Here is a 12,117-nt window from a genome sequence, read left to right on the forward strand (position 1 = left end):
ACACCAGTGCCGTTGAACAGTTTCGGCATAGGACAACCGCCCCGCCGGCTCTAGACTCGCGGCAATAGTACGCCTTCGGCCACCCTTACGGCCAAGGTATCGCAGGGTTTGAGCGGAAGGACGGCAACATGAATTTGCAAAACATTGGCGTGATCGGCGCCGGCACCATGGGCAACGGTATTGCGCAAGTTTGCGCCCTGGCCGGTTTCAACGTGACCTTGCTTGATATCTCCGAGAGCGCTTTGCAAAAAGCCGTGGCGACCGTCGGCAAGAACCTTGATCGGCAGATCGCCAAAGAGACCCTGACGCCGGAGCAAAAACTCGCCGCCCTCGACAAGATCCGCACCAGCACCGACTACAGCAGCCTGAATAACGCGCAACTGGTGATCGAGGCCGCCACGGAAAACCTCGAACTGAAACTGCGGGTATTGCAGCAGATCGCAGCACAGGTCAGCGCCGACTGCGTGATTGCTTCCAACACCTCGTCGCTGTCGATCACCCAGCTTGCCGCCAGTGTCAGCCAGCCTGAGCGTTTTATCGGCCTGCACTTCTTCAACCCGGTGCCGGTGATGGGCCTGATTGAAGTCATCCGCGGCCTGCAAACCAGCGACGCCACCCACGCCCTGGCACTGGACATGGCAACTGCACTGGGCAAAACCGCGATCACCGCCGGCAACCGTCCGGGGTTCGTGGTCAACCGGATTCTGGTGCCAATGATCAACGAAGCGATCCTGGTGCTCCAGGAAGGCCTGGCCAGTGCCGAAGACATCGACGCCGGCATGCGCCTGGGCTGCAACCAGCCAATCGGCCCGCTGGCCCTGGGGGACCTGATCGGCCTGGACACCCTGCTGGCGATCATGGAAGCCTTCTACGAAGGCTTCAACGACAGCAAATATCGCCCGGCGCCGCTGCTCAAGGAAATGGTCGCCGCCGGTTACCTGGGCCGCAAGACGGGGCGTGGCTTCCATGTCTACGCCTGAGCGTTGCTCGCGTTTCGCCGAGTACCGGGACAAGGTGCTGGAGTTGTTTGCCAGCAAGGGGTTCGGTCAGGTCGGCATGCGCGAGCTCGCCGCGTGCCTGGGGCTTTCCCCTGGCTCGCTGTATCACCATTACCCGAGCAAACAGCACTTGCTGCTCGACCTGATCGAGGAGTTTTACGAAGAGTTGTTGGCCACCCTTGGCCGCATCGAACAAAAAGCCCCGGCCAAACGCGACCGGCTCAACAGCCTGATTCGCGCGCACCTGAACCTGCACCGTGACATGCCGTGGCATTTCCGGCTGGTGGAGCGCGATAGCCGCTGCCTGAATGAAGAACAACAGGCTCGGGTCCGGCACCTGCGCGAGCAATATGAGCGCCGGTTGCTGGTGATGCTCGGGGCCAAAACGCGCTTCAGTGAACCGGGCGTTCTGGCGGCCGGGCATGCCATTGCCAGGTTGCTCAATAGCGCGCCCGATTGGCTGGCTCGCCATTCGCTTGACGAACATGAGCATGATGAGCTGCTGGAAAACCTGGTGAGCGGCGGCATCGAGCGTTTGTTGGCGCCACGTCGCGCGAACGAAGCGATAAGCCTTGCCCGGTCTATCGAAAAATCGTCTAAAGAAACCCAGGCTCCCACCGCCATTTAGCGCTTTGCTTGCCCAGTCGATGTCATCGGAATTCGCGCCTGAACGAAGCGTCCAATCCGATGTGTCCCTCAATGACCGGGAGCCAAACCATGAAAATCAATCCCTACCTCATCTTCAATGGCGACTGCGAAGCCGCGTTCACCTTCTATGCCGAATGCCTCAAGGGCCGGATCGAAGCCATGCTGACCTTCGGTGAAACCCCCGCCGGCGAGCATGTGCCCCAGGACTTGCATAACCTGATCATCCATACGCGGCTGGCGGTGGGCGACCAGGCAATCATGGGTTCGGATACCACACCCGACCGCCCCACCGAAGAAATGAGTGGATGCTCGATTTCGTTGAATGTCGACAGCATTGCCGAGGCGGAACGGGTGTTCTCTGCGCTGTCAGCAGGCGGCAATGTGCAAATGCCACTGGAGGCCACCTTCTGGGCCGCTCGTTTTGGCATGTTGGTCGACCGTTTTGGGGTGTCGTGGATGGTCAACTGCGAAAAGGATCAATAACAACACTCAATGCCCTCCTGTAGGAGCTGGCTTGTCGGATCGCCGCACCGCAGCGAAAGCGATGTACCTGTCACACGTCGGCGCGCCCTTCGCCAGCAAGCCGGCTCCTACACGTTCGACGATGTTCCATGCATGAAAGGGCCCAACCTGAACAGGTTGGGCTTTCTGGCAACTCCCCGACCGTCTGCTACCGTCAACATGCCATCCCCAGCGGATTGTCCGGAGGAAATCCACCATGCCTGCCCCTTCCTGGTCTGCCCGTTTCAAATTGTCGCTATTGGCCGGAGGGCTCACCGCTGCACTGCTCGCCCTCAGTGGCTGCGCCACTGTCGATGCCCATACCACCGCCTACGTCGGCGTCGAGCATCCCGCGCCAACGGTGCCCAGCGAAGTCGTGGTGCTGCGCTCCGAACCCCTGCGCCCGCACATTCGCCTGGGTGAAGTGCTGATTGACGCCAGTGTCGATCCCGCACCACCGATTGCCGAGGTCGAACAGAAATTGCGCGAGGAATCCGCCAAGCTGGGTGGTGATGCCGTGGTGGTGGTCTATGACCATATCGGGACAGTGGGCGCCTATGCCAATGGGCCGCTGTGGGCGCGCGATGTGAAAGCCATCGAGGGGCGCAAGCTCAAGGGGATTGTCATCAAGTACCGGTTGTAGCCGGAACAGGGATGGCTGGCGAAAGCGGTGGGTCAGGCGACGTCCCTGTTGATCGACCCGCCGCCCTCCGTTTTCTGTAGGAGCCGGCTTGCCGGCGAAAGCGGTGGGTCAGATGTCATCCATGTTGAATGACTCAACGCCTTCGCTGGCGAGCCAGCTCCTACAGGTGTTGGCGGGTCCGGTGGTGATCACACAACCTTTCGTCGCAAATCAAAACCTGAGGCGCAAAACGCGCCCCTGTCTGGCTTACGGCTTGCACAGGCGGTCGTAGCGGCCTCAGAACGACATAATTCTGACACGCCCGCCCCTCAAACTAATGCTTAAGGCCTCCAGCAATACGCTTGGTCAGTCACCGGAGATGTAACGTGTCAACTCTTAATGAAATCGCAGCGAACCACGCGAGAATGGCCAAGGCAAAAGAAGAGGAGGCGACCGGGTTGAATGAGCGACAGCTTCAGATCGTGGGTAGCTTTGAAATTCCGTGTCTGGAGAAACAACAGCAGGTGCCGCTGCACCTGATGGCCGCAGCGCAGGACAATCACGTCGCGCAGGTAGCCGGTTTTTGATCGTCATGATTCACCGAGGGTGACCTGCCGGTACTGACGCGGAGTGAAGCCGGTCAATGCCTTGAACTGGCGGGTGAACGCGCTGTGGTCGGTATAGCCGCACTGCAGTGCGACATCCGTGATGGGCATGTCGGTATGCAACAGGCGATGCGCGTGCTCCAGGCGAACTTTCTGGATCATCTGTCGCGGCGTCAGGTTGAACACACGCTTGCAGTATCGTTCCAGTTGCGCCACTGAAATGCCGGCAATCCGCGTCAACTCGCCCAGGGTGACGCGCCGGTTGAAATGCGTGCGAATGTACTCGTCCACAGCCGCCAGGCGTTGGTAGGCCGGATGTGTCTCACTGGCCGACTGCAAGTCGACCGAGATCCCCGCCAGGCCGATGATTTCACCATTACGGTTATACAACGGCCGTTTATGCGTCAGGCACCAACCGGGCTCTCGACTGCCGTACAGATGCAGCTCCAGTTGGTCCTCCAGTACAAACCCCTGCTCCAGAACCCGTCGATCCTGTTCGGTATAGCCAGGCCCCAACTGCGCGGGGAAGACCTCGGCACTGGTTTTCCCCAGCAGGGGCTGCAAGTGTTTCAGCCCGCAGCGCTGAACCAGGGTGCGATTGGCCATGACGTAGCGCGCCTGGACATCCTTGATAAAGATCGCCGCATTGGGAATCACGTCCAGCATCGGCAGCAGCAGTGCCACGCCCGCCAATAATTCATCGATGGTCTGAGGACGACTGGCGTCGTTCCCCTCGCACAGGATCGCCAGCGCATTCTGCGTCATGAAACTCCCTCCCCTCTTTGCCCAGGCAAAACACCCTTGATACGGCGCACGCCGAGCAGGTTGCCGCAACCCCGTCATCCTGTCGAGGGCACCTCGCCGTCCTCCGCACTGTGCTGATTTCGTCATCCATGCCAATGGAAAACATCAATCGCGGCCAGGCTGACGGGTTCACGCTATAGCCCCAGTGACATCACCCCTGCCTATCCAATAACTCACAAGAAGGCGACGCCATGTCAGGCAACGGCAAGTTCAAAAAGCAACTTTCATTGATAGACCTCACGTTTATCGGACTGGGGGCGATCTTCGGTTCGGGCTGGTTGTTCGCGGCCAGTCACGTGTCCGCCATCGCGGGACCGGCCGGGATTTTTTCCTGGCTGCTGGGCGGTTTTGCTGTCCTGCTGCTGGGCATCGTCTACTGCGAACTGGGCGCGGCGCTGCCCCGTGCCGGTGGCGTGGTTCGCTATCCGGTGTACTCCCATGGCCCGCTGCTCGGCTACCTGATGGGCTTTATCACGCTGATCGCCTTCTCTAGCCTGGTGGCGATCGAGGTGGTCGCCTCGCGCCAATATGCCGCCGCGTGGTTTCCCGGGCTGACCAAGGCCGGCTCCAGCGACCCCACGGTGGTGGGCTGGCTGGTGCAATTCGGTCTGCTCTGCCTGTTCTTCCTGCTCAACTATCGCAGCGTGAAGACCTTCGCCAAGGCCAATAACCTGGTCAGCGTGTTCAAGTTCGTCGTGCCGTTGCTGGTCATCGGCGTGCTGTTGACCTTCTTCACGCCGGAAAACTTCCAGGCCCAGGGCTTCGCGCCATTCGGCCTTTCGGGTGTGGAGATGGCGGTGTCCGCCGGCGGCGTCATCTTTGCGTACCTCGGGTTGACGCCCATCATCTCGGTGGCGAGTGAAGTGAAGAACCCGCAACGCACCATTCCGATTGCACTGATCCTCTCCGTGCTGCTCTCCACCGCCATTTATGTGTTGTTGCAGATCGCTTTCCTCGGCGGCGTGCCCACCGAAATGCTGGCCAACGGCTGGGCTGGGGTCACCAAGGAACTGGCGCTGCCTTACCGTGACATCGCCCTGGCGCTGGGCGTGGGTTGGCTGGCCTACCTGGTGGTCGCCGATGCGGTGATCTCCCCCAGCGGCTGCGGCAACATCTACATGAACGCCACACCGCGGGTCATCTATGGCTGGGCGCAAACCGGCACCTTCTTCAAAGTCTTCACCCGCATCGACGAAAAGTCCGGCATCCCGCGCCCGGCGCTGTGGCTGACCTTTGCCCTGTCAGTGTTCTGGACCCTGCCCTTCCCGTCCTGGGAAGCGCTGATCAACGTGGTATCGGCCGCCCTGGTGCTCAGCTACGCCGTGGCGCCCGTGACGGTGGCCGCACTGCGCCGCAACGCCGCCGATATGCCGCGTCCGTTCCGGGTCAAGTGGATGAGTGTGCTGGGGCCGCTGTCGTTCATCATCGCCGCGCTGATCGTCTACTGGTCGGGCTGGAGCACCGTGTCCTGGTTGCTCGGCCTGCAGATCCTGATGTTCGTGGTGTACCTGCTGTGCGGTCGCTTCGTGCCGACCCATCACCTGAACCTGGGCCAGCAAGTGCGCTCATCCGCGTGGCTGATCGGTTTCTACGCCGTGACTATCGTGCTGTCCAAACTCGGAAGCTTCGGTGGCATTGGCGTCCTCAGCCATCCCTTCGACACCCTGGTCGTGGCGGCCTGCGCCATGGGTATCTATTACTGGGGCGCGGCGACCGGCGTGCCGGCGCATCTGGTCCGTCTCGAAACCGAGGACGATGAAAGCGAAGCCGCGCTGACCACTACCGGTATTGCTACTGGCCAACGTCCCGCAGGCGCACAGGTTCGGGCTTCGTCCTGAAACCCTCAAATCACTCAATGGACAGGTTCATGAAACGAGTACATGTCATCGATTCCCACACCGGCGGCGAACCCACTCGCCTGGTGATGAAAGGCTTTCCCGATCTGCCCGGCAACTCCATGGCCGAAAAGCGCGATGCCCTGCGCGACCAACATGACCGCTGGCGTCGCGCCTGCCTGCTGGAGCCCCGGGGCAACGATGTGCTGGTGGGCGCCCTGTATTGCGAGCCGGTCTCGCCGGATGCCACCTGCGGCGTGATCTTCTTCAACAATGCCGGTTACCTCGGCATGTGCGGCCACGGCACCATCGGCCTGGTCGCGTCCCTGCATCACCTGGGTCATATCAGCCCTGGCGTGCACAAGATCGATACGCCGGTCGGTCAGGTCAGCGCCACGTTGCACGCAGACGGGGCGGTGACCGTGGGTAACGTGCCCGCCTACCGCTACCGCCAACAGGTCGCCGTCGAGGTGCCCGGCCATGGTCGCGTGTATGGCGATATCGCCTGGGGCGGCAACTGGTTTTTCCTGGTATCCGACCATGGAAAGACGCTGCAACTGGACAACGTCGAAGCCCTCACCGAGTACACCTGGGCGATGCTCAAGGCGCTGCAAGACCAGGGCATCCACGGCGAAGACGGCGCCCTCATCGACCATATCGAACTGTTTGCCGAGGACGACCGCGCCGATAGCCGCAACTTCGTCATGTGCCCAGGCAAGGCCTACGACCGTTCGCCTTGCGGCACCGGCACCAGCGCCAAACTGGCGTGCCTGGCGGCCGATGGAAAACTGGCCGCGGGCGAGCGCTGGGTTCAGGCCAGCATCACCGCCAGCCAGTTTGAAGGCCGCTACGAATGGGAAGGCGAACGCATCCGCCCGTTCATTACCGGCCGCGCGTACATGACTGCCGACAGCACGCTGCTGATCGACGAACAGGATCCCTTCGCGTGGGGCATTTGAGCCCCCGTGCCTTCCTATCAATCTGAATGAATGTTCCAAGGAGCTACAACAATGAGCGATAACATCTTCACTGGCTGCATTCCCGCGCTGATGACCCCATGCACCGCCGAGCGCAAACCGGACTTTGACGCCCTGGTGGCCAAGGGTCGTGAACTGATCGATATCGGCATGAGCGCTGTGGTGTACTGCGGTTCGATGGGCGACTGGCCCCTGCTGACCGAGGCCGAGCGCCAGGAAGGCGTGGCGCGCCTGGTCGCCGCCGGCATCCCGACCATCGTCGGTACCGGTGCCGTCAATAGTCGCGAAGCGGTGTCCCACGCGGCCCATGCGGCCAGGGTCGGTGCCCATGGCCTGATGGTCATTCCTCGCGTGCTGTCCCGTGGCGCTTCGGCCACCGCGCAAAAGGCGCACTTCGCCGCCATCCTCAACGCCGCCCCGAATCTTCCGGCAGTGATTTACAACAGCCCTTACTACGGCTTCGCCACCCGCGCCGATCTGTTCTTCGAATTGCGCCGCGAGCACCCGAACCTGATCGGCTTCAAGGAGTTCGGCGGCGCTGCCGACCTGCGCTACGCCGCCGAGAACATCACGTCCAAGGACGACGACGTCACCCTCATGGTGGGCGTCGATACCCAGGTGGTTCATGGCTTCGTCAACTGCAACGCCACCGGTGCCATCACCGGCATCGGCAACGCACTACCGCGGGAAGTGCTGCAACTGGTGGCCCTGAGCAAGCAGGCCGCCAAAGGTGACGCGAAGGCCCGGCGCCTGGCACGCGAACTGGAATCCGCGCTGGCCGTGCTGTCGTCCTTCGACGAAGGCTGCGACCTGGTGCTTTATTACAAGCACCTGATGGTGCTCAACGGCGACAAGGAATACACCCTGCACTTCAACGAGACCGATGCGCTCACCGATGCCCAGCGTCGATACGCCGAGGCCCAGTACGGGTTGTTCCGCCAGTGGTACGCGAACTGGTCGAAAGAGCAAAACCTGGTCTGACACCCGGCACACGACCACAGCGGCGCGTGAAAGCGCGCCGGCTGTGGGACAGGATCAACCCAAATTTTTCAGGAAGCGCCATGACTCTGACAGGCAACATGCTGATCGGCCCGCACGCCATTTGCGGCAGCCGCGAAGCGATCCGGGCGATCAATCCAGCCACCGACCAACCGCTCGAACCGGCCTATCCTGGCGGCACCGCCGAGCAGGTGGAACAGGCTTGCGCACTGGCCTGGGCAGCCTTCGACGGCTATCGCGAAACGCCCCTGGGCGCACGCGCCGAATTCCTCGAAGCCATTGCCGATGAAATCGAAGCGCTGGGCGATGAGTTGATCGAACGCGCCATGGCCGAGACAGGCCTGCCGCGCCCACGTATCCAGGGTGAACGTGGCCGCACCTGCCAACAACTGCGCACCTTCGCCCGCACGGTGCGTGCCGGAGAATGGCTGGACGTTCGCGTTGATCTCGCGCAACCGCAACGCCAGCCGCTGCCACGCGCGGATCTGCGTCAGCGCCAGGTGCCGTTGGGGCCGGTGGCCGTGTTCGGCGCCAGCAATTTTCCACTGGCGTTCTCTGTCGCCGGCGGCGATACCGCTTCGGCACTCGCGGCCGGTTGCCCGGTGATCGTCAAGGCCCACGGCGCCCACCCCGGCACCAGCGAACTGGTGGGCCGCGCGGTGGCTCGTGCCGTGAAAAAATGTGATCTGCCCGAAGGCGTGTTCTCGCTGTTGTTCGGTTCCGGTCGTGAAGTGGGCATCGCCCTGGTCTGCGATCCGCGTATCAAGGCCGTGGGTTTCACCGGCTCGCGCAGCGGTGGCATCGCCTTGTGCAAGGCGGCCCAGGCGCGTCCCGAGCCGATCCCGGTGTACGCGGAAATGAGCTCGATCAACCCGGTGTTCCTGTTTCCGGCCGCCTTGCAGACCCGTGGCGAAGCGCTGGCTCAGGGCTTCGTCGCGTCCCTGACCCAGGGTGCCGGCCAGTTTTGCACCAACCCTGGCCTGGTGATTGCCCGTCAAGGCCCCGCACTGGACGACTTCATCGCCGCCGCTGCCGGCCTCGTCCAGCGCAGCCCCGCCCAGACCATGCTCACCCCGGGCATTTTCAACGCCTATCAGCAAGGCGTCGGCGCACTGGCCGATAACGCCCACGCGCAGCGCGTGGTGACGGGTCAAACGGGAACAGGACCGAACCAGGGCCAGGCCCATCTGTTCGTCACCCGTGCACAGGATTTTCTCGCTGACCAGCATCTTCAGGCAGAGATGTTCGGCGCCGCATCGCTGATCGTGCAATGCGCCAACGACGAGGAGATCCGCCAGGTCACCGAGCATCTTGAAGGTCAACTGACCGCCACCTTGCACCTGGATGATGCCGACCTGGACCAGGCCAGGGCACTGCTGCCGACCCTGGAGCGCAAGGCCGGTCGCCTGCTGGTCAATGGCTGGCCAACGGGTGTCGAGGTGTGCGACGCCATGGTTCATGGCGGCCCCTTCCCGGCTACCTCCGACCCGCGCACGACCTCGGTCGGTACCGCCGCCATCCTGCGATTCCTGCGGCCGGTCTGCTATCAGGACTTCCCGGACACCTTGTTACCCGCCGCGCTCAAGCACAGCAACCCGCTTCAGCTGCGCCGCCTGCTCGACGGCCAGAGGGAAGCCTAGGAACATGCCTCTCACTTCAAACAATCCGCACGACCCGGTGGACATCGCCGTGATCGGCGCCGGCATCATCGGCGTCGCCTGCGCCCTGCGCCTGGCACGCCAGGGTCGGCGGGTGGTGGTCATCGATCACCAGGACCCCGGCCAGGGAGCATCATTCGGCAACGCCGGGCATCTGGCGACCGAGCAGGTGTTTCCCATCGCCGATCTGTCCATCCTCAAGCGCCTGCCGGCGATGCTCATGGACCCGATGGGGCCTTTGCGCCTGGACTGGAAATACATGCCTCGCGCCATGCCATGGTTCATGCGTTTGTTGCTGAACCTGCGACCGGCGCCGTTCCAGCGCACCGTGGCCGGCATTCGTGTACTCAACGAAAGCAGCCTTGGCGCCTGGCAACGGCTGCTGCAAGCGATTGCCCGTGCGGACCTGCTGAAAGAGGACGGCTCGCTGCTGGTGTTCGAGCGCCCCGAATCGCGACAGGCTATCGACGGGTTGCAGGCACGCATGCGCCAACAGGACGTGCCCGTCGATTTATGGCAGGCGAGTGAAGTACGTGAGGTCGCTCCGCAGCTGAGCGAGCACCTTCAGGGCGGGCTGTTCTTCCCGCGCACGGGGCATTTTCTGGACCCCTACCGGGTTGTCTGCGAATTGGTCAAAGCCGCCAGGGCCAGCGGCGTGCAGTTCATCAAGCAACAGGTGGTTGACGGGCGTGTGCAGCAGGACGGCGTGTCACTGCTCACCCACCAGGGCAGCCTGACCGTCCGCCAGGTTCTCATTGCTTGCGGCGCCCACTCCGCCCGACTCACCAACGCGCTGACCGGCAAGAAAGTCCCCCTGGACACCGAACGCGGCTATCACCTGATGTTGCCCCATGAACACGAGCGCCTGCCTTTCGCCGTCACCTCACTGGAGCGCAAATTCATCATGACGCCCATGGCCGATGGCCTGAGGCTGGCCGGCACCGTCGAATTCGCCGGCCTCGACAGCCCCCCGAGCATGGAGCGCGCCTGGCAGTTGCACCGATTGAGCAAAGGCCTGTTCAAGCATGATCTGAATGCCGAAGCTGCAACGCCGTGGATGGGGTTTCGTCCTTCGCTGCCGGATTCACTGCCGATCATCGATAAGGTGTGCGACGGCAAGGTGTTGCTTGCGTTTGGTCATCAGCATTTGGGACTGACTCAGGCGGCGGTGACGGCTGAGATGATCGGACGAATGGTCTCGCCTGTGGGTGCCACGACGGTCCATGCATTGCCTGCGGTTGAGGCGTACCGGTTGGGGCGGTTTTGAGGGAAACACCCCACACCACCCATCCACCCATCCACCCAATCCCCCTGTGGGAGCGAGCCTGCTCGCGAAGGCGGCTACATAGCCAACACCTGCATTGCCTGACAGTCTGCTATCGCGAGCAGGCTCGCTCCCACAGGTCTTTCACCTTGACTGACCGGTATTAGCGTTTCCGGCGCCCTTTTTTCATTCAAAGGTTCGGTGGCATGACGGCGATTACCGTCCTTCCGAACACCTTCTGTCGCCTCGAACTGACACGTTTATTTTCACAATATTGATTTGTGAAAAATTATATGTCATTTATATCCCCAGGAATCTCCCGGACCGATCCACCTCCGCGGATCGGACGGCAGATTCCCGCGTCATCCAAACGCCCCCTCCAAGGAGTCAACAATATGAACAAGACAGAACTTCTAGGTGCTCTGGCACTGTGCGCCGCAAGCTTTCTGGCACATGCCGACGAAGACAGCCTGCGTATCGGTATCGAAGCCGCCTACCCGCCCTTCTCCTTCAAGACGCCAGAGGGCAACGTCAGTGGTTTCGACTACGACATCGGCAACGCGCTGTGCGAGGAGATGAAGGTCAAATGCGAGTGGGTCATCCAGGAGTTCGACGGCATGATCCCGTCGCTGAAAGTGCGCAAGATCGATGCTGTGCTGTCGTCGATGTCGATCACTGAAGACCGGATGAAGTCAGTCGACTTCAGCAAAAAGTACTACCACACGCCGGGCAAGTTCGCGATGAAGGCCGGCAACGCGATCACCGATCCGCAGGTCGATCTCAAAGGCAAGAAACTCGGCGTGCAACGTTCCTCGACCTACGACCGTTTCGCCACCGAACAGCTTGAAAAAGCCGGCGTCGAGGTAGTGCGCTACGGCTCGCAAAATGAAGCCTTCCTCGATCTGGCATCAGGTCGCCTGGATGCCACGCTCGCCGACATCGTCAACACCGATGAGAGTTTTATCAAAACACCTTTGGGCAAAGGGTTCGCCCTGACAGGGCCGGACATCAACGACCCGAAATACTTCGGCAGAGGCGCCGGGATCGCGGTGCGCAAAGGCGACAGTGCGAACGTTGCGCGCCTGAGTGCCGCAATCGACGCCATCCGCGCCAATGGCAAGTACCAGCAAGTGATGGCCAAGTACTTCGCCTTCGATATCTACGGCGAATAAGCCTTTACCCGAAACCCTGGCGCCGGCACTGGCG

At 61.9% G+C, this 12,117-nt stretch carries 12 protein-coding genes; 11 read left to right on the plus strand and 1 reads right to left on the minus strand.

What is annotated here, in order from left to right; translation table 11 throughout:
* The first annotated feature begins 128 nt into the window (after window positions 1-128).
* The 5 genes from BJ917_RS06980 (at window position 129) to BJ917_RS07000 (ending at window position 3,356) form a co-directional block, all read left to right on the plus strand.
* Window positions 129-980, plus strand: a complete 852-nt coding sequence (locus BJ917_RS06980; RefSeq protein ID WP_121102774.1) for a 3-hydroxybutyryl-CoA dehydrogenase — start codon at window positions 129-131, stop codon at window positions 978-980.
* The gene (locus tag BJ917_RS06985) at window positions 967-1,626 is read left to right on the plus strand and encodes a TetR/AcrR family transcriptional regulator (RefSeq protein ID WP_096512440.1); all 660 of its coding nucleotides are present in this window, start codon (window positions 967-969) and stop codon (window positions 1,624-1,626) included. The genes BJ917_RS06980 and BJ917_RS06985 overlap by 14 nt, the downstream gene beginning before the upstream one ends.
* Window positions 1,627-1,715: 89 nt before the next feature.
* Window positions 1,716-2,129, plus strand: a complete 414-nt coding sequence (locus BJ917_RS06990; RefSeq protein ID WP_096512441.1) for a VOC family protein — start codon at window positions 1,716-1,718, stop codon at window positions 2,127-2,129.
* Window positions 2,130-2,364: 235 nt separating this feature from the next.
* On the plus strand, window positions 2,365-2,790 hold the full coding sequence (locus BJ917_RS06995) for a hypothetical protein (RefSeq protein ID WP_096512442.1): 426 nt from the start codon (window positions 2,365-2,367) through the stop codon (window positions 2,788-2,790).
* A 365-nt stretch (window positions 2,791-3,155) separates the two neighbouring features.
* Window positions 3,156-3,356 (plus strand): hypothetical protein, encoded by a 201-nt coding sequence (locus BJ917_RS07000; protein WP_096512444.1) that lies wholly within the window; start codon window positions 3,156-3,158, stop codon window positions 3,354-3,356.
* 3 nt (window positions 3,357-3,359) lie between these two features.
* Here BJ917_RS07000 and BJ917_RS07005 read toward each other — a convergent pair whose 3' ends face one another.
* Window positions 3,360-4,139, minus strand: coding sequence for an AraC family transcriptional regulator (locus BJ917_RS07005; RefSeq protein ID WP_121102775.1), 780 nt, complete (start codon window positions 4,137-4,139; stop codon window positions 3,360-3,362).
* Between the two features lie 230 nt (window positions 4,140-4,369).
* Here BJ917_RS07005 and BJ917_RS07010 point away from each other — a divergent pair, with 230 nt between their 5' ends.
* The 6 genes from BJ917_RS07010 to BJ917_RS07035 all read left to right on the plus strand — a co-directional run bounded on the left by BJ917_RS07010 (window position 4,370) and on the right by BJ917_RS07035 (window position 12,083).
* Window positions 4,370-6,016 carry an APC family permease gene (locus BJ917_RS07010; RefSeq protein WP_121102777.1) on the plus strand — a complete coding sequence of 549 codons (1,647 nt, stop codon included), beginning with the start codon at window positions 4,370-4,372 and terminating at the stop codon, window positions 6,014-6,016.
* Between the two features lie 29 nt (window positions 6,017-6,045).
* Window positions 6,046-6,972, plus strand: coding sequence for a 4-hydroxyproline epimerase (locus BJ917_RS07015; RefSeq protein ID WP_121102779.1), 927 nt, complete (start codon window positions 6,046-6,048; stop codon window positions 6,970-6,972).
* A 51-nt stretch (window positions 6,973-7,023) separates the two neighbouring features.
* On the plus strand, window positions 7,024-7,971 hold the full coding sequence (locus tag BJ917_RS07020) for a dihydrodipicolinate synthase family protein (protein WP_121102781.1): 948 nt from the start codon (window positions 7,024-7,026) through the stop codon (window positions 7,969-7,971).
* Window positions 7,972-8,051: 80 nt separating this feature from the next.
* The gene (locus BJ917_RS07025) at window positions 8,052-9,629 is read left to right on the plus strand and encodes an aldehyde dehydrogenase (NADP(+)) (RefSeq protein ID WP_121102783.1); all 1,578 of its coding nucleotides are present in this window, start codon (window positions 8,052-8,054) and stop codon (window positions 9,627-9,629) included.
* 4 nt (window positions 9,630-9,633) lie between these two features.
* Complete coding sequence (locus tag BJ917_RS07030) at window positions 9,634-10,914, plus strand: FAD-binding oxidoreductase (RefSeq protein ID WP_121102785.1); 1,281 nt, start codon at window positions 9,634-9,636, stop codon at window positions 10,912-10,914.
* A gap of 392 nt (window positions 10,915-11,306) precedes the next feature.
* The gene (locus tag BJ917_RS07035; RefSeq protein WP_096512451.1) at window positions 11,307-12,083 is read left to right on the plus strand and encodes an ABC transporter substrate-binding protein; all 777 of its coding nucleotides are present in this window, start codon (window positions 11,307-11,309) and stop codon (window positions 12,081-12,083) included.
* Window positions 12,084-12,117 lie beyond the last annotated feature (34 nt).

Origin of the sequence: Pseudomonas sp. WPR_5_2 (genome assembly GCF_003634475.1) — a bacterium.
GTDB classification, from domain to species: Bacteria; Pseudomonadota; Gammaproteobacteria; order Pseudomonadales; family Pseudomonadaceae; genus Aquipseudomonas; species Aquipseudomonas izuensis.